The sequence below is a fragment of the Paraburkholderia fungorum genome (genome assembly GCF_003610895.1).
GTDB lineage: Bacteria > Pseudomonadota > Gammaproteobacteria > Burkholderiales > Burkholderiaceae > Paraburkholderia > Paraburkholderia fungorum_B.
In genome coordinates this window covers 37138-59688 of the sequence record NZ_MCAS01000023.1, presented here as the reverse complement: position 1 = coordinate 59688, position 22551 = coordinate 37138, and the positions used below count along the sequence as shown (strand labels likewise).

Here is a 22551-nt window from a genome sequence, read left to right as displayed (position 1 = left end):
GCCGTCGAACGATAGTTGCAGGAAGTTATGCCATGACGGTTGCTTATCTCGGCCTCGGCGCGAATCTCGGGGACGCGCGCCAGACCCTGAAAGACGCGGTGGTGTGCCTGGCGCAACAGCACACCATCACCGTGCTCGCCAAATCGAGCCTGTATCGCACCGCCCCGATCGACGCGGGTGGCGACGATTATTTCAACTGTGTCGTGAAGATCGATACGACGCTCCCCGTGCGGCATCTGCTCGCGCTGTGTCACAAGATCGAGCACCAGTTCGGCCGTGAGCGGCCGTTTCGCAACGCCCCGCGCACGCTGGATCTGGACATTCTGCTGTTCGGCGATCAATCGATCGACGAAGCCGATCTGATCGTGCCGCATCCGCGTTTGATCGAGCGCGCCTTCGCACTTGTGCCGCTCGTCGAGATCGACCCGGCGCTGGTCATCCCGCGCTACGGCCGCGCCGAGGCGCTGCTTGAAGGCGTGAGCGATCAACGCATCGAAAAGGTGAAGGGTCCCTGCCAGTGCCCCATGCTCAATGCATTGGCTGCCAGCGCCCCCGCTGCCGACAAGGGCCGTTGCGAATGAGCTCGCCGCCGCTCACCGTCACAGCACCGCAACTGCGGCCGCCCTTTGGCTATCTGGCGATCGAAGGGCCGATCGGCGTCGGCAAGACCTCGCTCGCACGGCGGCTCGCGCAGCGCTGGTCGATGCAGGAGTTGTTCGAGCGGCCACAGGACAATCCCTTTCTCGAACGCTTTTATCGCGACACCGCGCGCTATGCGCTCCCCGCGCAATTGCACTTCGCCTTGCAGCGCGCGCAGCAGGCGCAAGACGTAGTGGCCGCGCATGTGGCGGGCACGCCGCTAATCGCCGATTTCATGACGCAGAAGAACGAGATCTTCGCGCGTCTCACGCTGCAGGAAGACGAGTGGCAGCTTTATCGCGCCCTCGCCGCGCGGCTCGACGTGAGCGCGCCCGCACCGGATTTCGTGGTCTACCTGCAAGCCAGTCCTGAAGTGCTGTTCGCACGCATCCAGAAACGGGCCGTGCCCATGGAACTGCAGATTTCCGATGCGTATCTGCACGCGCTGTGCGACGCCTACAACGAGTTTTTCTATCACTACGACCGCACGCCCGTACTCACGGTCAACGCCGAACATCTGAATCCGCTCGACTCGGACGCAGACCTTGCGCTACTCGCCGAACGCATCGAAACCATGCGTGGCCGCAAGGAATTCTTTGTCAAAGGCACGTCGCTTTAAGCGGCGCGCCCCCTCCTTTCTCCAACGGATTTCCCCATGACCTATTTGCAGGAAACGAGCCGGAGCGCCATCACCGTGCCGAAACTGCAGGCGATGCGCGACGCCGGTGAAAAGATCGCCATGCTGACCTGTTACGACGCGAGCTTCGCCGCGCTACTGGATCGCTCGGGTGTCGACGTGCTGCTGATCGGCGACTCGCTCGGCAACGTTCTGCAAGGCCAGACAACCACGCTGCCGGTGTCGCTCACCGACATCGCGTATCACACGGCAAGCGTCGCGCGGGCGCGGCCCTCGGCGCTCGTGGTCGCCGACCTGCCGTTCGGCACCTACGGTACCCCGCAGGATGCCTTCAAAAGCTCGGTGGAACTCATGCGCGCCGGCGCGCAAATGGTGAAGCTCGAAGGCGGAGAGTGGCTCGCGGACACGGTGCGCTTCCTGGTCGAACGGTCGATTCCGGTGTGCGCGCACGTCGGCCTCACGCCGCAGTCGGTGCATGCGTTTGGCGGCTTCAAGGTGCAGGGCAAGACCGAAGCGGGCGCGAGCCAGTTGTTGCGCGACTCGCTCGCCGTGCAGAACGCGGGGGCTCAGCTGATCGTCATGGAAGCCATCCCAACGCTGCTCGCAAGCGAGGTCACGAAGCAATTGCGGATTCCGACGATCGGCATCGGTGCCGGTGTGGACTGCTCGGGGCAGGTACTGGTGCTGCACGACATGCTGGGGATTTTCCCCGGCAAGCGGCCACGCTTCGTGAAGGATTTCATGCAGGGACAGCCGAGCATTCAGGCTGCGGTGGAAGCGTATGTTCACGCTGTGAAGGACGGCACGTTCCCGGGGCCGGAACACACGTTCTAAGTTCGGGCCTGCTGGCGAAACGTCTTAATCAGGCGCATCCAGGCACGTTTTGAGACCAGTCTGATATCGCCTTAAAGCCGGGTCATCTATCTTCGTCTACCTTGCTAACGCGGCTCCGCCGCCAGCCGAAGAGAGATGACCATGAGCCCCTTTTGCCTGATCGATGTAGCAGAAATCCGCAGTCACGCCACTGCGCCGCATGATGTGCGCGAATCCACATGGCATGCACGCCTCACCGGATGGATGGCACGCGTGCTGCACGTTCGCCGCGGTTGAGCTAGCTGTGGCATGGCGGCACGCGGCGCTCAAACCGCCGCCCGCCGGCACGGCTGACCTCTTTGGTCTTTATATATCTCTGCTTTAATCCAGCACGTGCGCCTGTATCGCGCCTCGCAGTGCGTTGCACACGAGTAGCGCTTCAGCGGTCTGCACATCGGCTCGCGTCAACACGCGTTCAGCCGCGTGAAGATCGATATCCTCCAGCAGCACGCTTCGCATGATCCCGGGCAGCACGCCTGACGCTAATGGCGGCGTCCACCACCGTCCCGCCAGCTTCACAAACACGTTCGAGCGACCGCCTTCGGTCAACTCGCCGCGCTCGTTAAAGAACAACGTGTCGAAAGCGCCCTGCGCTTCCGCTTCGCGCCAGCCGCGATCATATTCGGCGCGGCGCGTGGTTTTGTGCCGCAGCAGCGGATCATGGGCATGTGTCGCTGGGAATGCGTGATCCGGCCCGAGCAGCACGCCGACGCTCGAACCGGCCAGCGGCGTCAGCACCGCCGAGCTTATTTGCAGCGCGCCGTTTTTGCTCAACGCGAGCCGCATACGGTGTGGAGTTTGCGCGGACAACGCCGTACATTGCTCCGCGATTTGCGCGCGAATTTCGTTTTCGTCGTCGAGTTTGAAACCCAGCGCCGCGGCACTCGCCGAGAGTCGGGCGAGATGGCGCGACACATGACGCACGCCCTCTTCGCGCGTTGCGTACATCGTCTCGAAAAGCTCGAAACCCGGCTCCGCACCGGTCAGAAAGCTGGCCTTCAATTGGCACTCCGCATATTCGTCGGCGGCGACGCTATCGAGCACGATGCCCGCACCGACGCCCATCTTGCCTTGCAGCTCACCCGGTCGCGCGCCCGGGCCTAAAGTCAATGTGCGAATCGCGACGGACAGGCAGAAATCGCCGCAGGCGGCGTCTTCTGCGGTGATTGAAGGCGCATCGAGCCAGCCGATCGCGCCCGTGTAAAGACCACGCGGCGTACTTTCCAGCTCGTCGATCAATTGCATCGTGCGATGCTTCGGCGCGCCGGTGATCGATCCGCATGGAAACAGCGCGCGCAGGATCCCCGCGAAAGACGTGCCGGCGCGCAACGCGGAATGCACCGTCGACGTCATTTGCCAGACCGCTCCATGCGGCTCAACCGAAAACAGCGCCGGCACATTCACCGAGCCCGTCTGCGCCACGCGCGACAGATCGTTGCGCAACAGATCGACGATCATCACGTTTTCGGCGCGATTCTTCGGGTCATTCGCAAGGAATTCGGCGGCATGCCGATCGGCCACGGGGTCGGCGGAGCGCGGCCCCGTGCCTTTCATCGGCCGGGCGCGCAACATGGCGCCTTCTTTTTCGATGAACAATTCCGGCGAACAGGACAGGACCCACTCGTCGCCCGGCAACGCAATCAGCGCACCGTACGGCACCGGCTGACGCGCCCGCAGGCGCCGATAAAGCGCGGCCGGCGAGCCAAATACGTCGAAACCCAGCCGGTACGTATAGTTGACCTGGTAAGAATCGCCCGCGCGCAGGGCCGTATGGACCGCATCGATCGCCTGGTTGAATTGCGTGGGATCGACGCTCGCGCGCACATTCGCCGTGCCCGCCACAGACGCCTGGACCAGGCCGCCGTCGCGTTCCACGAGCCACGCATCGACGTCGTCACGCGACAATTTCTCGCAACGTTCAAACAATAAAAAACGCAGCGTGGCATCGCCACGCTGCGTTTCTTTGAATGCCCTGCGAATTTGGCCGCTATCGAGAAGACCCCGGCCAAACTCGTAGTCGGCGAGCACGACAGCATGCAAACCACGCCGTGCATCCGCGGCCACGGTCTCGCACACGGCCTCGAGTTGCGCGGCGTCCGCACAACGCCGTTCATGCACAAAACCCGTGTACAGACGACTCGAACGGCGCGCCGCCGTCGCGTCGCAATCGTCGAGCAACGCGAAAACCGCGTCGCGCTCATCTGCCGTCATGCTTGCCGCCAAATCAAACCGCAATTAATCGAAGAAGCTCTTCACCCGATCGAACCAGCTCTTGCTCTGCGGGCTATGCCGCGCTCCGCCTTCCACGAGTGCCTTTTCGAATTGCTGAAGCAGATCGCGTTGCGACTCGGTGAGCTTGACCGGCGTTTCGACCTGTACGTGCACGTACAGATCGCCGGCAATGCTCGAACGCAGCCCTTTGATGCCCTTGCCGCGCAGACGGAAGGTCTTGCCCGACTGTGTGCCTTCCGGCACCGTGAAGCTCGCACGACCCGCGAGAGTCGGCACCTCGATCTCGCCACCGAGTGCTGCCGTGGTGAACGGAATCGGCATCTGGCAATGCAGGTCGTCGCCGTCACGTTCGAACACCGAGTGCTGCTTGATGTGAATCTCGACGTACAGATCGCCCGACGGACCACCGTTGATACCCGGTTCACCGTTACCGGCCGAGCGGATGCGCATGCCGTCGTCGATACCCGCCGGAATCTTCACTTCCAGTGTCTTGGTTTCCTTCACCTTGCCCGCGCCGTGGCAGTGGCCGCACGGGTCAGGGATATAGGTGCCAGTGCCGTGGCATTTCGGACAGGTCTGCTGGATGCTGAAGAAACCCTGCGACATCCGCACCTGACCCGAACCGCTACAGGTCGGGCAGGTTTCCGGCTTGGTGCCGGGCTTCGCGCCCGAACCGTGACAAATCTCGCACGACACCCAGCTCGGCACGCGAATCTGCGTGTCGTAGCCGTGCGCGGCCTGTTCCAGCGTGATTTCCATGCTGTAGCGCAAATCGGCACCGCGATACACCTGCGGGCCTGCACGGCCGCCACCGCCGCGAGCGCCGCCGCCGGCTGCCTGGCCGAAGATGTCGCCGAAGATATCGCCGAACGCATCGGCAAAACCGCCGAAGCCTTGCGCACCTGCTCCACCCATGTTGGGATCGACGCCGGCGTGGCCGTACTGATCGTATGCAGCACGCTTTTGCGAGTCCGACAGCATTTCATAGGCTTCCTTCACCTCCTTGAAATGCTCTTCCGCATCCTTGTTGCCCGGATTGCGGTCGGGGTGGTGCTTCATCGCAAGCTTGCGATAAGCCTTCTTGATTTCGTCGTCGCTCGCGTTCTTTGCGACGCCCAGAACCTCGTAGTAATCCCGTTTCGCCATATCGGTTCAACGCCACTCGCACAATGAGGCGCGGTGGCTCCTCTTGAATGCTGGAGTCTTGCGACTCGTCCGGCCGTTGTTCACGCCGCTTTCAGGCGGTTCAAACAACGTCCTCCATAAAACAAATGTGCCCGGAGAGCCCAAACAGGCTCACCAGGCGCGATAACCGCTTTGCAGGTTCATGCACCCGGACGGGAGCAAACCGTTTTGCAGCCAGGCCGCACACATTGCTGTGTGCGGCTTTACGGTCAAATTGCGACCCGGCTTTAGTCTTTCTTGACTTCCTTGAAGTCGGCGTCGACCACGTCGTCCTGCTGCTGGCTCGCGCCACCCGCCGACGCGCCCGCACCTGCCGCGCCCGCTGCCGCAGCTTCGGCCCCTTGCGCAGCCTGCATATCGGCATACATCTTCTCGCCCATCTTCTGCGAGGCGGTCGCCACCACTTCGATCTTGGCTTCGATCGCGGCCTTGTCGCTCGAACCGCTCTTCAGCGTTTCTTCGAGGTCCTTCAGCGCGGTTTCGATCGCTTCCTTCTCGCCGGCGTCCAGCTTGTCGCCGTATTCGGTGAGCGCCTTCTTCGTGCTGTGGACCAGCGCGTCGCCCTGGTTGCGGGCATCGGCCAGCTCACGCAGCTTGTGATCTTCTTCCGCGTTCGCTTCGGCGTCCTTCACCATCTTTTCGATTTCGGCTTCGGACAGACCCGAGTTCGCCTTGATCGTGATGCGGTTTTCCTTACCGGTCGCCTTGTCTTTCGCGCCGACGTGCAGAATGCCGTTCGCGTCGATGTCGAAGCTCACTTCGATCTGCGGCGTGCCGCGCGGTGCCGGCGGAATGCCTTCGAGGTTGAACTCGCCCAGCAGCTTGTTGCCCGCTGCCATTTCGCGTTCGCCCTGGAACACCTTGATCGTCACGGCGCCCTGATTGTCGTCAGCCGTCGAGTAGACCTGTGCGTGCTTGGTCGGGATCGTGGTGTTCTTGTTGATCATCTTCGTCATCACGCCACCGAGCGTCTCGATACCGAGCGACAGCGGGGTCACGTCGAGCAGCAGAACGTCCGTACGGTCGCCCGACAGAACCTGGCCTTGAATCGCGGCGCCAACGGCCACGGCTTCGTCCGGGTTCACGTCACGGCGCGGATCCTTGCCGAAGAATTCCTTAACCTTTTCCTGCACCTTCGGCATGCGGGTCATACCGCCGACCAGAATCACGTCGTCGATTTCGCCGACCTTCACGCCTGCGTCCTTGATCGCCATGCGGCACGGTTCGATCGTGCGTTCGATCAGTTCTTCAACCAGCGCTTCCAGCTTGGCGCGCGTGATTTTCAGGTTCAAGTGCTTCGGACCCGACGCGTCGGCCGTGATGTACGGCAGGTTGATTTCGGTTTGCTGGCTCGACGACAGTTCGATCTTCGCCTTTTCAGCCGACTCCTTCAGGCGTTGCAGCGCCAGCACGTCTTTCGACAGATCGACGCCTTGTTCCTTCTTGAACTCGCCGATGATGTAATCGATGATGCGCTGGTCGAAGTCTTCACCGCCGAGGAACGTATCGCCGTTCGTGGACAGCACTTCGAACTGCATTTCACCGTCGACGTCGGCGATTTCGATGATCGACACGTCGAACGTACCGCCGCCCAGGTCATACACGGCAATCTTGCGGTCGCCCTTTTCGGCCTTGTCCAGACCGAATGCCAATGCGGCTGCGGTCGGTTCGTTGATGATGCGCTTCACTTCCAGACCGGCGATGCGGCCTGCATCTTTGGTCGCCTGGCGCTGGCTGTCGTTGAAGTACGCGGGAACCGTAATCACAGCTTCCGTGACCGGCTCGCCGAGGTAGTCTTCAGCGGTTTTCTTCATCTTGCGCAGCGTTTCCGCCGAGATTTGCGGCGGCGCGAGCTTCTGATCGCGCACTTCGATCCATGCGTCGCCGTTTTCGGCTTTCATGATCTTGTACGGCATCAGACCGATGTCTTTCTGCACTTCTTTTTCTTCGAAGCGGCGGCCGATCAGGCGCTTGACCGCGTACAGCGTGTTCTTCGGGTTCGTGACCGACTGGCGCTTAGCCGGCGCGCCGACCAGAATTTCGCCGTCTTCCATATAAGCGATGATCGACGGCGTGGTGCGCGCACCTTCCGAGTTCTCGATCACCTTGACCGAATTGCCTTCCATGATCGCCACGCACGAGTTGGTCGTGCCGAGGTCGATGCCGATGATTTTGCCCATTTTTACTAATCTCCTAACTTTGATCGCTGCGGGAATCGCCGTTTTTGCCCATCTGGCGGTACGGCGATCCGCGCTCAATTCCTGCCTGCACTCAACATAAGTGCGTCCGCATCGTTTTCAAGACCTCTTTTACGATGCGGTCTTTAAATTTTTTCAATCAGCCGAACTTTTGCCGCTTTTTTCACCATTTGCCGTGCTCCCGACCGCATTGACCGCCAAATCTTTCCCGCTCGGCAGCAACCGTCGCGCCGAGTGGCCCAAGGCGACGCCAGCCAGTTGCCTGGTTGCGGCGCTTGCCTCGGTAAAAGAAGAGCCAGGTAAGCGTGCCATCGAGCTTGGCCGCAGGGGCGTCAACGCGAACGTTCGCCATGACGCCTGTCAGGCGGGACGGCCAATAAACAGCGTGTGATGCTTACTTCGGCGCCGCGACAGTCACGAGGGCCGGACGCAACACGCGGTCGGCAATCACGAAGCCTTTTTGCAGCACAGCAACGACGGTGTTCGGCTCCTGATCGGCCGGCACCATCGAAATGGCCTGGTGACGGTGCGGGTCGAACTTCTCGCCAACCGGGTTGAGGGCGACAACACGACCCTTCTCCAGCGCACCGGAAAGCTGGCGCAGCGTGAGTTCAACGCCTTCACGGACCTTTTGCAGGTCGTCAGATGAGTGGGCAACAGCTGCTTCGAGGCTGTCCACCACCGGCAGCAAATGCTCAGCGAAGCTTTCGATCGCAAACTTGTGGGCCTTGGCGACATCTTCCTGGGCGCGGCGGCGCACGTTCTCAGTCTCGGCCTTCGCCCGCAGGAAGCTTTCCTGCAACTCGGTGATCTTTGCCTCTGCTTCGGCCAATGCAGCTTCCGCGCCGGTTACCGGTGCTTCAGACGCGGTGCTTGCAGCCGCGTCCTGCGTTGACACCTCGGCCTCGGCGGCCTGGCGCGCGGTTTCGTCGGCGGGCGTGGGATTCTGGCTCGTCGGGTTCTCTTGCGTGTTTTCCATGTCGCTGAAAGTCGTCAAAAAAAGTTAAAGCTAAAAGTGGCGGCAGCGCGTCAAAGCTGGTCCAAATTGTGCGTTGCAAAATTACGACAGACAACTTGGCGCATAACCTAGTGCATGAGCGCATTTCGAAACGGCAGATGGGGCCGGAAAGACCCATTTCAAGCGCCTCTCCCGGAACTTTTCGCACCACGAGCGGGCGGCCGAAATGCTCCGTTACAACCATTATTGCGTCGCAATCAGATTGAGATTGAGTGCGCCCGACAAGTGGCCTATGCTCCAATAAAGCGTCGGAAAAGACACGTTAACCCTAATCTAACGTAATCCTTACCGGCATTTTTCAATTCCACCTGATTCGCCTGTTTCCGTCCTGAATCTTCCCAAGGGGAGTACCGTGAAACTGACCTTTGCAATATCGGTGGTCGCATTGGTACTGATCGCGGGCACCACGACCATCTGCATGTCCGGGGCCGTCAACGATCACACTACCGAGTACGGTGGTGTGCACGCGACGATGGAACAATTGTTCAATCCCCACCTGAAAGTTTGTCGATAGTGCGCCGGTCGCGCTTGGTCGGCCTGCCGTGTAGCGCGGCGGCCGGTTCGCGGTACGTTCTGCGCCGCTCCTGCTCGACCTGCCGCTTCATCCTGCTCTCTTCGGTTTCCGCATAAAGCGTCTGCGCGACGCTGGCCGGGCCACGCACGTCGCACACGCCCAGCACTTCCACCTGCCAGACAATCCGCTCGATCTCGATCTCTACCTGGTCGCCGACGCGCACTTCTTTGGCCGGCTTAACGCCGGCGCCGCCAATGCGCACATGACCTTTTTCGACGGCATCCGCCGCGAGCGAGCGGGTCTTGAAAAAGCGCGCCGCCCACAACCATTTGTCGATGCGCAGTTTCGCGCCCGGTTCAGTTGAAATCCTGTAATTCATGAGCCTGTTCAAGCTCCAGTCGTATGCGGTACGGGCACTGCCTGCACGGGCCAGCCCTGCAGATTCTGAGCAACAATTTCGCCTAGCGCGGCGATCCACGATTGCGAGGCGTTGACGCAGGGAATCCGATGAAACTCCTTGCCGCCCGCATGCAGGAATTCATCGCGCACTTCCATGCCAATTTCTTCAATCGTTTCAAGGCAATCGGCGGTGAAGCCCGGACAGAACACGTCGGCGCGCCGCACGCCCGCCGCGCCCAACTCCTTCAGGGTGGGCGCGGTGTACGGCTGCAGCCATTCGGCCTTGCCGAAGCGCGACTGAAACGTAATGCGGCACTCCACCTGCGTCAACCCCAGCGCCTGCGTCAACAAGGCACCGGTCTGCTGGCATTGCTCGTGGTACGGATCGCCGAGATCCATCGTACGCTTGGGCACGCCATGAAAACTCAGCACCAGCTTGTCTCCCGCCGCGAAATCCGGCCGGCCATGCTGATGCCAGTAGTGATGCACCTGAGCAACGAGCGCGGCGATATACGCCGGATGATCCGCGTATTGACGCACCGTGCGGATTTCCGGCTGATTGCGCATGCGCTTGAGAGCGGAAAAGGCGTCGTCGAAAGCCGTGGCTGTGGTGGACGATGAGTATTGCGGGTACATGGGCACCAGCAGCACGCGCTCGGCGCCAGCCAGCTTCAACTGGTTCAGCATGGCCGGAATGCCGGGCGTGCCGTAGCGCATGGCGTAGTCCACCAGCACCGTGTAGTCGTTCAGTTGCAACAGATGGCGCAGACCCTCCACCTGTTTCTCCGTGTAGACACGCAGCGGCGAGCCTTCCGGCATCCACACGGCGGCGTACTTCTTCGCCGACGCACGGCTGCGGAACGGCAAAATCAACAAACGCAAGATCACTTGCCAGAGCAGCGCTGGAATTTCGACCACGCGAGGATCGGACAGGAATTGCGCGAGATAGCGATGGACCGCACGCGGCGTCGGCGCGTCAGGCGTGCCGAGATTGATCAGCAGCACGGCAACACGGTGTGACGTGGCGTTCTGTGAAGGCCGCTCGAGGTCAAAGCGCATAGGCAACAGGGGTAACCGCTGTGGGCGGAGAGTCGGTTCAGGTGGAATTCATTATAGCGGCGCGGTCTATCGCGGGGTCCGCCAGGGACCCCTGGCCATTCGGCCAATTGGCAAACCACGCGCCGCCGCGCATCATTTGCAGCACGAGATGCCGCAGCCGGCTCAAACCGGGTAGTTAGCGCCCGCTACTGCTGACTGAGCGTGAGGGAGAGCAGCCGCGCGGTGATGTCGACAATCGGAATCACACGGTTATAGGCCATGCGGGTCGGCCCGATCACGCCGAGCGTGCCGACGATCTTGCCGTTCACCTCGTAAGGCGCGGTCACCACGCTCATTTCCTCGATCGGCACCAGATTCGATTCGCCGCCGATGAAAATCTGCACGCCCGCGGCATGACTCGACACGTCGAGCAACTGAAGGAGACTCGTTTTTTGGTCGAATACATCGAACAGCTTGCGCAAGCGCGCCATGTCCGACGAAAGGTCGGCCACCTCAAGCAGGTTTCGCTCGCCGGAAATCAGCACCGTCTCGCCGGTGTCAGATTCGTCCGTGCTGGCCGTGACTGCGGCGTGCATCAGCGTGGTCATGTCGCCGCGCAACTCGTCGATTTCCTCACGCAGACGTCGGCGCACGTCGTCGAACGAGAGGCCCGCGAAGTGCGCGTTGATGTAATTGGAGGCTTCCACCAGCTGCGACGGCGAGAAGTCGCGCTGGGTGGCCATGATGCGGTTCTGCACGTCGCCCTCGGGTGTCACGATGATCAGCAGGATGCGCTTGTCCGACAGGCGCATGAACTCGATCTGCTTGAACACATGGCTGCGGCGCGGCGTGAGCACCACGCCGGCGAACTGCGACAGATTGGACAGCACGCTGGCCGCCGCGGCGACGATTTTCTGCGGCTCGCCCGCCTGCAGCGTGGTTTTGACGGTGCGCATCACCGCTTCTTCGTCCGCGGCGGATTCCACCGTCAGCATGGTATCGACGAACAACCGGTAGCCGCGCGGCGTGGGAATCCGGCCTGCCGACGTATGCGGACTGATCACGAGCCCTAGGTCCTCGAGATCGGACATCACGTTGCGGATCGTGGCCGGGCTCAGTTCGAGACCGGAATAGCGTGACAGCGTGCGCGAGCCGACCGGCTGACCTTCGGCGATGTAGCGCTCGATCAGCGTTTTGAGGAGGGTTTGTGCGCGGGGATCTAGCATGACGGAAAATTTTAGCTCAATGACGCGACTACAGCGAGCGCTAACGGCGCCAACCCCTGACTATCGCGCCGCCGGTTGGCGGGACAGCGCCTGGTATTCCGTGCTGCGCCTTGACTGGCGGCGTGTCCAGCATCCTGGCCAACGCGTCGCCGAAGTGCCAGCGCGGCGCCTGGCCGGCCATCATTCCTGCAAGTCCGCCGGCGGCAGGCTGCCGCACTATAACTGGCGCGCATGTCATCAAGGCTTCACCATTCTAACGATAATCCCTCAATGCGCTGGCAGCCCGCTTGCGCAGGCCTGCTACCGGGTCTGTCTGCGGTTCTTTTCAGGCCCTACCTATGGTGTAATGCCGGCATGCAAGTGACTAGCCAGTTCAAGACCGTCGCGCTCGTCGGGCGCAACAATACGCCGGGCATTGGCGAGCCGCTGACCGCGCTCGCCTCGTGCATCGCGAAACGCGGCTTCGAGGTCGTTTTCGAAGCCGACACCGCCGCCGAGATCGGCGTCACCGACTATCCGGCGCTGCGTCCCGCCGAGATCGGCGCGCGTGCCGACGTTGCCGTGATTCTGGGCGGCGACGGTACGATGCTGGGCATTGGCCGCCAGCTTGCGCCCTACCGCACACCGCTGATCGGCATCAACCACGGGCGCCTCGGCTTCATTACCGACATTCCGATCTCCGACATGCGCGAGATCGTGCCGCAGATGCTGTCGGGCAACTTCGAACGCGAAGAGCGTACGCTGCTCGAAGCGCGCATCATGCGCGACGGCACGCCGATCTATCACGCGCTTGCCTTCAACGACGTGGTGGTCAACCGCAGCGGTTTCTCGGGGATGGCAGAGCTGCACGTGTCGGTGGACGGCCGCTTCATGTACAACCAGCGCTCGGACGGCCTGATCGTCGCCACACCTACGGGCTCGACCGCCTACGCACTGTCCTCGCAGGGGCCGATCCTGCACCCGCAACTACAAGGCATCGTGCTGGTGCCGATCGCGCCGCATGCGCTGTCGAACCGACCCATCGTGCTGCCGGACGACTCGAAGGTGAGCATTCAGATCGTCTCGGGCCGCGAAGTGAACGTCAATTTCGACATGCAGTCGTTCACCTCGCTGGAACTGGGCGACACGATCGAAGTGCGCCGCTCGCGTCATACGGTGCCGATTCTGCACCCGGTCGGCTACAGCCACTACGCCACGCTGCGCAAGAAGCTGCACTGGAACGAATACCCGTCGCACGAAGAAGATACCAAGCCCTGAGCGGTCCGGACCGCCGGAACACCGGAAGGCAGGCCGCCAGAAGGCTGCAGCCTTCCGGAGCACTGGCCACCGGAATGCCGGCCACCGGAGCGCCGGCCGCCAGAACGCGAACACCACGCTGCCGAACCCTGAATATCAAGCTCACCAGACGACCTCCATGCTTCGCCACCTCTCGATACGCGACTTCGTCATCGTCGCCGCGCTCGATCTCGAATTCGACAGCGGCTTTACCGTTTTCTCGGGCGAAACAGGCGCCGGCAAGTCGATCCTGATCGACGCGCTGGCCCTGGCGCTCGGCGCTCGCGCCGACGCGAGCGTGGTGCGCACCGGCGAGAGCCGCGCCGACATCACTGCGGAGTTCGACACACATGCGCAAGTCGAGCAATGGCTCGACAAGCAGGCGCTCGGCGCGACCGCCGAGGACGCTCACCACAGCACGGTGATGCTGCGCCGCGTGGTGGATGCGAACGGCCGCACGCGGGCGTTCATCAACGGCACGGCGGCAACGCTCACGCAGTTGCGCGAAGTCGGCGAGATGCTGGTGGATATTCACGGCCAGCATGCACACCAATTGCTGATGCGCCCGGACGCGCAACGCGAACTGTTCGACACGCATGCCGGCCTCACGGAAGCCGCGGCAACCGTCACGCGCGCATGGCGGTCGTGGCGCGAGAAGGTTCAGGCTGTCGAGCATGCGCAAACGCGCGACCGCGAACTGCAACTGGAACGCGAGCGGCTCGCCTGGCAACTCACCGAACTGGACAAACTTTCGCCGCAACCGGGCGAATGGGAAGAGGTCAACACCGAGCACCGGCGCCTGTCGCATTCCGCCAATCTGATCGACGGCGTTCAGGGAGCACTCGCCGCGCTGTCCGAATCGGACGAGGCGATGATCACGCACCTCGCCTCGATCGTGTCGAAGGTGCGCGACCTGGCCGAGATCGACCCCGCGCTGAACGACGTGCTGGCGGCGCTGGAGCCCGCCGAGATCCAGTTGCAGGAAGCGGCCTATTCGCTCAGTCACTACGCGCAGAAGCTCGATCTGGATCCCGACCGGCTCGCCCAGGTCGAAAAGCGTCTGGACGCGCTGCACTCAGCCGCGCGCAAATTCCGCCTGCAGCCCGAGACGCTGCCGCAAGAGCATGAGGCCCGCCGGGCGCAACTCGCCGCGCTCGACGCGGCAGCCGATCTCGACAGTCTGCATGCTGCTGAAGCCAAGGCCAAAGAAGCCTTCCTCGCCGAAGCAAAGAAGCTGTCGAAGGCGCGCACCAAGGCCGGCAAGGCCCTGGGCGCCGCCGTGACCACCGGCATGCAGGAACTGTCAATGAAGGGCGGCAGCTTCGAAGTGGCGCTGGTGCCACTGCCCGAAGGCGGCGCGCATGGGCTCGAGCAGATAGAATTCCGCGTCGCCGGTCATGCCGGCGTGCCGCTGCGGCCGCTCGCAAAGGTTGCCTCAGGTGGCGAACTGGCCCGGATCAGCCTCGCATTGGCGGTCATCGCGAGCGCCGCGAGTCCGACACCGACCCTGATCTTCGACGAAGTGGATACCGGAATCGGCGGCGGCGTCGCCGAGGTGGTGGGACGGCTGCTGCATCAACTGGGACAGGCGCGTCAGGTGCTGTGCGTCACGCACTTGCCGCAAGTCGCCGCGCGGGGCGACCACCACTTCCAGGTGACGAAGGCGGGCAACGGCAAGGGCGGCACGGTCAGCAGCGTGACCTCACTTGACCGCGCGAGCCGCGTCGAAGAAGTTGCGCGAATGCTCGGCGGACTGGAGATCACCGCGACAACCCGCAAGCACGCAAAGGAAATGCTGGCGGCCTAGAAGTTCGGGCCAAAAACAAGCACGGCCTGGCGCAAATGCAGGCCGAGGCGAGGCCGGCGCGTGGCGCACGAGGCGTTGCGGCCCCGCCTACCCGCGCGTCGACTCGAGGTAAGAATCCGCCCCGGCGCGGCCGAAAGCGATCCGGGCAGCGCCACCGGCCCGACGCCTCCTGCTTCCCGCTTCAGCCAAACACCCGCTTCCAAAGCCCCAGCACCACTTCTCGCTCCGTCACCACCAGCGCGGGATCGACTCGTGCCTTCTCCATTCCATCCAGTCGCAGCTTGTGCTGCAGCTTCCGGTACGTCCGATAAGCCGCGCCGACCGTCTCCGCTTCCGCTTCGCTCATCAAGCCAAAACGCGACACTTCGCGCAGCAACGCGATGTTGCCGGTATTGCGGATCAGTTCGGGATCGCGCGCGGCGTGCAACAGGACCCAGTACTGCACGGTGAATTCGATATCGACCATGCCGCCACGATCGTGCTTCAGGTCGAATAGCGCCGTATGGTTCGGATGCCCCGCCTCGACGCGCTCGCGCATCTCGACGATTTCCTTCGCGAGCGGCGCGGCTTCGCGTGGCGTGGTCAGCACCTGTTCACGGATCTGCTCGAATTTCGCGCCGATTTCGGCGTCGCCCGCGCAGTAGCGCGCGCGGGTCAAAGCCTGATGCTCCCATACCCATGCGGTGTTCGCGGCATCGCCTTCGCGCAGTTGGTAACGGCGAAATGCGTCCAGATCGGTCACGAGCAGACCCGACTCGCCGTTCGGCCGCAACCGCAAGTCGACATCGAACAAGGTACCCGCGCCGGTCGCCGTCGTCAGCCAGGTGATGAGGCGGCGGGTGTAGGTGGCGTAGACGTCGGCGGCGGCATCGTCCGGATCGTCGTAGAGAAAGATGACGTCGAGGTCCGACGCATAGCCCAATTCCTTGCCGCCCAGCTTGCCGTAGGCAATCACCGCGAACTTCGGCGCCTCGCGGTGGCGTTTGGCCAATTGCTTCCACACCGCTTCGAGCGTGACGTCGAGCACGGCGTCGGCGAGTTCGGACAGGCGGTCGCTCACATGCTCGACACTCAGCCTGCCTGCCAGATCGATCAACAGAATGCGAAACACCTCGGCCTGGTGCGCGTGGCGCAGCAGGTCCATCTGCTGCTCCACGCCATCCGCCGCAGCCAGACGCAAGCGCAGCGTGCGCTTGAATTCAGGCCAGTCGAACGGACTGTCCATGGCCTCGTCGTCGAGCAGTTCGTCGAGCAATTGCGGGTGACGAATCAGATAACCGGCGGCCCAGCGCGAACCGCCCAGCACCGACAGCACCCGGTGCAACGCCTGCGGATACTCCGTCAGCAGCGCGAGGTAGGCGCCGCGCCGGCTCACCGCTTCGAGCAGATCGAACAGACGCGCCACCGTATCGCCGCGCCGTTCGGGCGGCTCCAGCGTACGCGCGGCTTCCAGCGCGCGCTGCGCGACGATATCGAAGCGTTGCCGGCTGCGCTCGGCGAGCCCCGCGTAACGCGACGACTGCCACACCGCGCGCAAGCGCGCCAACAGCTCGCCTGGCTCGGGCACACCGAGTTCGATCAGGCGCGCGCGCAGCGCTTCGTCGGCGCTGTCGTCGGCGAGCGCGCTGCTCCAGACCCAGGCCGCCGCGCCGTCTTCCGGTGCACCGCAACCGTCGCGGCCACTCACCTTGTCGGCGAAAATCTGGTCGAACTGCTGTTCGACGAATTCGCGATGCGCGTCGAGCTTGAGCATCAGCGCGGCGTAGTCGTCGCAGCCCATGGCGCGCGCGAGTGCCGCACGCTCCTCGGGATCGACCGGCATCGCATGGGTCTGCGCGTCGTTGCGGTATTGCAGACGGTGTTCGAGCTCGCGCAGGAAGCGATATGCCTGTGAAAGCTTCACGCAGACCGAGGTATCGATCAGCCCGTGCGTCGCCGCGTGCCGCAAAACAGCGAGCGTTGGACGCACCCGGAAGCCGGCGTCCTGGCCGCCCCGGATCAGCTGAAACACCTGCGCGCTGAATTCGATTTCGCGGATGCCGCCACGCCCCAGCTTGATGTCGTCGGCCTTATCGGGCCGCATCGAGGCACGCCGCTGCGCTTCCTGGCGAATCTGCAAATGCAACGCGCGAATCGCGCTGATCACGCCAAAGTCGAGATAACGTCGATAGACAAACGGCGTGACGATCGCGTCGAGCTGCTTCTGCAGCCGCACGGCCGCTTCGCTCGTGCCTTCGGACACGAGCCGGCCCTTGATCCACGCATAACGCTCCCACTCCCGGCCCTGGACGTAAAAATATTCTTCGAGCATGCCCAGGCTGCACACGAGCGGCCCCGAATCGCCGTTCGGCCGCAAGCGCATATCGACCCGGAACACATAACCGTCGGCAGTCACCTCGGCCAATGCACCGATCAGACGCTTACCCAGCCGTGTAAAAAAGTCCTGTGTCGCGATCGGCGAGCGCTGAGCGCCCGCCGTCTCACCGTCCTCTTCATAGATGAAGATCAGATCGATATCCGACGACACGTTCAGCTCACGCCCGCCCAGTTTGCCCATCCCGACCACGCCGAGCGCGAGCCGCTCGCCCTGCGGTCCACGCGGTTCGCCGTAAAGCGCTTCGAGCTCGGCGGACACGACCGCCAGGGCGCGCTGGATCGTCGTTTCCGCCAGATCGGTCATCGCGCCGGTGACTTCGGCGACATCCGCCTCGCCCGCGAGATCCCGCTCCATCACGGCGCAAAATACTTCGGTACGCAACTGGCGCAAAGCCCGTTTGAGTGCATCCTCGCTCAACGGGCCGCCGCCCGTGCCGGCCGCCTCGGCGCACAGCGCGTCAAAGCGCGCGTCGATCCGTTCGCGCGTGAGGGGCGCGGACGCGAGCGCCGCCACCTGCGCCACGATTTGCGGACGAGCCGCCGCGGCGCGCGCCGCGTAATGTGAATAGCTGGAACTCAGGAGAGTAGCGTCGGTCATCAAGGGTCTGGCTCGCTCGTTGCTTTATCAGCGTGGTTCAGTTCGCTGTAGCACACGGGTCCACGTGGAGCCAGGCAGCCTCGCGCAGCTCGCGAGACGGCATGTAGAAAGGGTTTGCCGGAGGTCCGCCGACGCTTTCCCGTGTGTTACATTTCGTCGTTAATTCGCAAAACTACCATACGCCCACCCGCTGCAGCATGTCCGAGCGAAACGAATCCGCCGACCCGCACGAAACCGGGCAGGTCCGGCCTGTGAGCGGAAGCGACCACATCGTGCTGCGTCGGACCCTTCACGTGGTCCTCGCGCTGGCACTCGTGCTGTACTTCATCGCGGCGAGTCTCTTTCTCGGCCTGCGTTACGTGCTGCTGCCGCGCGTCGACTCGTTCCGCCCGCGCATCGAAGCCACGGTCTCCGGGAAACTCCACACGCAGTTCACGATCGGCAAGCTGGCGCCGCATTGGAGCGGTTTTCAGCCGGGCCTCGACGTCACCGACATCGTCATCCGCGACGCCGACGGCAAAGCGGCGCTGACCATTCCGCACGCCACCGCCACGCTCTCGTGGAAATCGCTCTGGCAGTTCCACCCGGCGCTGTCCAGCCTGATCGTCGATCAGCCCGACGTGTTGGTGTCGCGCAACGGCGACGGCGTGATCTCGGTGGCGGGTGTGCCGGTGCCGACCCGGCACAGCGGCAACGACACCTTGTCCACGTGGCTCCTGCGCCAACAGGCGATCGTGGTGCGCGGCGGCGTGCTGCGCTGGCGCGATGCCGAGCACGACGCGCCGGAACTCGCCCTGCGCGACATCCGGATCGCGATTCTCAACGACGGCTACGACCACCGGCTCGCATTGCAGGCGCCCGCCGACGGCCAGGTCCTGCACGGGCCGATCGACTTCCGTACGCATTTCAGACACGCCCGCCTCTCCGCGATCGGCAAGCCGGTCAATTGGGCCGGCCAGGTTTACATGTCGACCGGCCCGGTCGATCTGCCGACCCTCGCGCGCTACATCAATTTCCCGATCGAGACGTTCGCCGGCCGCATCGACAATGCGATCTGGGGCGACTTTGCCGATGGCCGCATGACGTCGGCCAGCGGGCAGCTGGCCGGCACGAATGTTTCGATGCGGGTGCGCCCGACCCAGCCCAGGCTGGATGTGCCGATCGCCAACTTCTCGTGGCGCGTCGCGGTCAACCAGGGCGATTACACGCTGCAACTGAATAACTTGCACGCCGAGCTCGGCCAGCCGCCGCTCGACGACGGCACACCGCTCACCCGCACCCTCGCGCTAACCACGCTGAACGGCCGCTTCCGGACCGCCTCGCTGCAGCATGGGCAACTCGTCAGCTTCAGCGGCGACCGCGTCGACCTGGGCATCCTCGCCGAGTTCAGCCGTGCGCTGCCGTTGCCGCGCCCTCTGCTGAACAGTCTGGTGCGCTTCAATCCGCGCGGCATGGTGGCGAACTATGTGATCGAAGTGGAACGCGGCAAACCGGAATCGGGCGAAGCAGGCGGCGACCGCCTGCCAAGCGGCGCCGAACCGATCGAGCGCTATCGTTTCAAGGGCGACCTGCAAGGCATCAGCTTCGCGGCGCAGGAACCGCCGCCGGGGCTCACCGCGCTGAATCACCCGCGCGCGGGCATTCCCGGCATCGAAAACCTGTGGGGCAGCGTCGACGCCGACGAAAAACACGGCACCGCGACGCTCGACACCTCCAACGTCGCGATTACGCTGCCGGGCGTGTTCGACGACCCGCGCCTGAAACTCGACCGTCTGCATGGCCGGGCAGACTGGACCATCACGCCGAAGGCACCGGGCGAAAATCACCCTGCCTTCACCGTCAAGCTGGCCGACTTCGGCATCTCGAACGCGGACGCGGACGCCACCGCCACGGCCAACTACAGCAACCCCGGCCACGGGCGCGGCTCGCTCGACCTGAAGGCCGACTTCCAGCGCGCGCAGGTCACGCGCATCGTCCGCTATCTGCCGACCAGCATCAGCGAAAAGCTGCGTATCTACCTGGGCCACGGGCTGCAAGCCGGCACATCGCGCGGCGCGACGATCGAAATCCACGGCGACCTGACCAAATTCCCCTACTCCCGCGCGCCGGAAGCCGGGATCTTCCATATCGTTGCGCCGTTCAAGGGCGGCAAGTTCGACCCTTCGCCGTACCCGCCGCGCAAGATGAAAAACGGCACGCCGAACGTATGGCCGCCGCTGGACGGTATCGACGGCGTGTTTGAACTCAAGCAGAACCTGCTGCGCTTCGACATCGACCGCGCCCATTACAAGCAGGTCGCTCTGAACAAGGTGAACGGCAAGATCGACGATCTCGGGACCAAGGCGTCGGATCTCGTCATCACCGGCAACGGCCGCGGGCCGCTCGCCGACATGCTCGACTATGTGAACGAGAGCTCGCTCGGCATCATGTCCAAACATGCGACCGATAAAGTGCGTGCCGAGGGCCCCGCCGCGCTTGCGCTCAAACTGACCGTGCCGCGCACGCCGAAGCCGCACATCGGCGTGGAAGGCGCGGTGGGCTTTCAGAACAATCGCCTGACTGTCGATAACGTGCCGCCGCTTTCGCAACTGAACGGCAAGGTGCGCTTCACCGAACATACGGCGCAGCTCGACCGGCTCTCAGGCCGCTTCCTCGGCGGCGACGTACACGCCGATGGCGGCCTGAAGCAGGACGGCACCTATGCGCTCGCCCTCGGCGGCCACATCGCCGTCGACGCCGCGCGCGGCCTGAATCTGCATGGCCCGGCCGCCGAGGTGCTGACGCGCATGAGCGGCAGTGCGCCCTACGCGCTCAATGTGCGCGGCGCCAAGGGGCGTTTGCCGGAGGTCACGGCGAACTCCGATCTGACCGGCCTTGCGCTCGACTTCCCCGCACCGTTCGACAAACCGGTCGGCACGCCAATGCCGCTGCGCTTCGCGGTCAAGCCGTCCACCGAAGCGAGCGAAGCCGGTCTGGAGCGCGCCGACCTCACCTTCGGCCCGATCGCCGCCACCTATTTGTTGCGCTACGCGCCTCAAACCGGGTCGAAGACAGCGCCGACGGTCGTAAGCGGCGCGATCGGCGTCAACAAGCCCGCCGACCTGCCGTCCGATGGCGTGATCGCCACCGTCGACCTCGAAGCGTTCGATGCCGACGCCTGGCGCGCGCTTCTCACGCAGATGCGCAACAAGGACGCGCCGAGTCCCGTGCCTGCCGCGCCTGCCGCCGCGGCAGCGCCGAACCCGGCCCTCACGCAATTCCTGCCGAACCGCTTCGCGCTGCATATCGGCACGCTGACGCTGCTCAAGCGGCACTGGGACAGCGTGATCGTCGGTGCGTCGCATGCGGACGGCAAATGGCAGGCCAACATCGCGTCGAACCAGGTGTCCGGTCACGTTTCCTGGCTGCCGGGCGTCAATAAGGGCTCGCCTGGCACGCTGCAGGCGCGCTTTGCCCGTTTGGTGATTCCGTCCGCCACCGACAAGGATCTGCTCGGTCAGGCCATTTCGGCGCCGGCCCAGAACATGCCGTCGATCGATCTGGTGGTCAACGAGTTGATCGTGCGCGATCGCGACGTGGGCCGGCTGGAGGTCGACGCGCACAACTTCGAGGAAGACGGCGTGCCGGTCTGGCAACTCGACAAGCTCGACATCACCAACCCCGCCGCCACGCTAAGCGCCACCGCCAACTGGCGCACGTCGACGGGCCTTGGCAACACCGCCGACGAAGCCACGCCACGCCGCACCGTGTTTGATTTCAAGCTCGACATCAAGGACGCCGGCGCGTTGCTGGAGCGCTTTGGCCAGCCGCACACGCTCAAGGCCGGCAACGGCACGCTGTCGGGCAAGGTGGTGTGGCGCGGCGGCCCGACCACGATTGACTACCCCACGCTCAACGGCAATCTGGCCGTCGATCTGCGCCACGGGCAGATTCTCAAGGTCGACCCGGGTGTCGCGAAATTGCTGGGCGTGCTCAGCCTGCAAAGCCTCGAGCGCTTCGCCACGCTCAATTTCCGCGACGTGATCGGTGAAGGGCTGCCGTTCGATCACGTCACCGGCACGGGTGAGATCCACAATGGCATTGGCCGCACCGAGAACTTCGAGATGGTGACGGCGCCGGCCCGCGCTGAAATGAAAGGTTCGGTCGATCTGGCGCAGGAAACCCAGGATCTGCACGTGCAGATCGTACCGACCGTCAGCGCCGGCGCCGCCGTGATCGCCGCGACCGTGATCAATCCGCTCCTCGGGCTGGGCGCGCTGGTGGCCGATCTGGCGTTCAGCAAATCGGTCTCCACGGCGTTTGCGCGTGAGTACGCGATCACCGGTTCGTGGTCGAAACCGCACGTCGAGCGGGTGAAGAGCGATCGCGGTAAGATGGACGCTCCGGCTTCGACCGTGGGCGCGCACTAAGCCCGATCCGATCCTTAGTTTGATCAGAAGAGCGCCGTGCCGCACCCCAGGCCGCAGCCAGCCTTGAACGACGTATGCGGCGCCAGCGGTTCGCGCCGCCGCCTTTGCCGGGAGTTTTTCGAAACGC

The 22551-nt window shown here is 63.6% G+C and carries 15 protein-coding genes; 7 read left to right on the top strand and 8 right to left on the bottom strand.

All coding sequences use genetic code 11. The annotated features are described in order from the left end of the window. Positions 1-32 precede the first annotated feature (32 nt). Genes folK through panB form a run of 3 tightly spaced genes read left to right on the top strand, consistent with a single transcriptional unit; the run spans position 33 to position 2110 of the window. Positions 33-581 (top strand): 2-amino-4-hydroxy-6-hydroxymethyldihydropteridine diphosphokinase, encoded by a 549-nt coding sequence (folK, locus tag BCY88_RS21065; protein WP_120346122.1) that lies wholly within the window; start codon positions 33-35, stop codon positions 579-581. Then, complete coding sequence (locus BCY88_RS21060) at positions 578-1258, top strand: deoxynucleoside kinase (RefSeq protein ID WP_120346121.1); 681 nt, start codon at positions 578-580, stop codon at positions 1256-1258. Before folK ends, BCY88_RS21060 begins: the two co-directional genes overlap by 4 nt. A 36-nt stretch (positions 1259-1294) precedes the next feature. After that, positions 1295-2110 carry a 3-methyl-2-oxobutanoate hydroxymethyltransferase gene (gene panB / locus BCY88_RS21055; protein ID WP_120346120.1) on the top strand — a complete coding sequence of 272 codons (816 nt, stop codon included), beginning with the start codon at positions 1295-1297 and terminating at the stop codon, positions 2108-2110. A 360-nt stretch (positions 2111-2470) separates the two neighbouring features. Here the strand turns inward: panB and pabB are convergent, their stop codons facing one another. The 3 genes from pabB to dnaK all read right to left on the bottom strand — a co-directional run bounded on the left by pabB (position 2471) and on the right by dnaK (position 7746). Beyond that, entirely contained in the window at positions 2471-4360 is a 1890-nt protein-coding gene (pabB, locus tag BCY88_RS21050; RefSeq protein ID WP_120346119.1) for an aminodeoxychorismate synthase component I, read from the bottom strand. 24 nt (positions 4361-4384) lie between these two features. Next, positions 4385-5527, bottom strand: coding sequence for a molecular chaperone DnaJ (gene dnaJ / locus BCY88_RS21045; protein ID WP_120346118.1), 1143 nt, complete (start codon positions 5525-5527; stop codon positions 4385-4387). Between the two features lie 266 nt (positions 5528-5793). Beyond that, positions 5794-7746 carry a molecular chaperone DnaK gene (dnaK, locus tag BCY88_RS21040; protein WP_120346117.1) on the bottom strand — a complete coding sequence of 651 codons (1953 nt, stop codon included), beginning with the start codon at positions 7744-7746 and terminating at the stop codon, positions 5794-5796. A 100-nt stretch (positions 7747-7846) separates the two neighbouring features. Between dnaK and BCY88_RS39565 the strand changes: the two genes are divergently transcribed. Next, positions 7847-8155 carry a hypothetical protein gene (locus tag BCY88_RS39565; RefSeq protein ID WP_147408537.1) on the top strand — a complete coding sequence of 103 codons (309 nt, stop codon included), beginning with the start codon at positions 7847-7849 and terminating at the stop codon, positions 8153-8155. A gap of 3 nt (positions 8156-8158) precedes the next feature. Here the strand turns inward: BCY88_RS39565 and grpE are convergent, their stop codons facing one another. The 4 genes from grpE to hrcA all read right to left on the bottom strand — a co-directional run bounded on the left by grpE (position 8159) and on the right by hrcA (position 11959). After that, positions 8159-8743, bottom strand: coding sequence for a nucleotide exchange factor GrpE (gene grpE, locus BCY88_RS21035; protein ID WP_120346116.1), 585 nt, complete (start codon positions 8741-8743; stop codon positions 8159-8161). Positions 8744-9267: 524 nt separating this feature from the next. Then, positions 9268-9675: an RNA-binding S4 domain-containing protein gene (locus BCY88_RS21030; RefSeq protein ID WP_120346115.1), complete on the bottom strand. Its 408-nt coding sequence runs from the start codon at positions 9673-9675 to the stop codon at positions 9268-9270. Positions 9676-9683: 8 nt separating this feature from the next. Beyond that, positions 9684-10754 (bottom strand): ferrochelatase, encoded by a 1071-nt coding sequence (gene hemH, locus BCY88_RS21025; RefSeq protein ID WP_120346114.1) that lies wholly within the window; start codon positions 10752-10754, stop codon positions 9684-9686. A 185-nt stretch (positions 10755-10939) separates the two neighbouring features. Then, positions 10940-11959 (bottom strand): heat-inducible transcriptional repressor HrcA, encoded by a 1020-nt coding sequence (gene hrcA, locus BCY88_RS21020; protein WP_120346113.1) that lies wholly within the window; start codon positions 11957-11959, stop codon positions 10940-10942. A 354-nt stretch (positions 11960-12313) separates the two neighbouring features. On the opposite strand from hrcA, the gene BCY88_RS21015 reads away from it, so the two are divergent. Next, positions 12314-13216: an NAD kinase gene (locus BCY88_RS21015; RefSeq protein WP_120346112.1), complete on the top strand. Its 903-nt coding sequence runs from the start codon at positions 12314-12316 to the stop codon at positions 13214-13216. Between the two features lie 157 nt (positions 13217-13373). Continuing rightward, entirely contained in the window at positions 13374-15041 is a 1668-nt protein-coding gene (gene recN / locus BCY88_RS21010) for a DNA repair protein RecN (RefSeq protein WP_120346111.1), read from the top strand. A 181-nt stretch (positions 15042-15222) separates the two neighbouring features. On the opposite strand, the gene glnE is transcribed toward recN, so the two are convergent. Continuing rightward, positions 15223-18015, bottom strand: a complete 2793-nt coding sequence (gene glnE, locus BCY88_RS21005) for a bifunctional [glutamate--ammonia ligase]-adenylyl-L-tyrosine phosphorylase/[glutamate--ammonia-ligase] adenylyltransferase (protein WP_120346110.1) — start codon at positions 18013-18015, stop codon at positions 15223-15225. A 197-nt stretch (positions 18016-18212) separates the two neighbouring features. On the opposite strand from glnE, the gene BCY88_RS21000 reads away from it, so the two are divergent. After that, the gene (locus BCY88_RS21000; RefSeq protein WP_120346109.1) at positions 18213-22424 is read left to right on the top strand and encodes a YhdP family protein; all 4212 of its coding nucleotides are present in this window, start codon (positions 18213-18215) and stop codon (positions 22422-22424) included. The last annotated feature ends 127 nt before the right edge of the window (positions 22425-22551 follow it).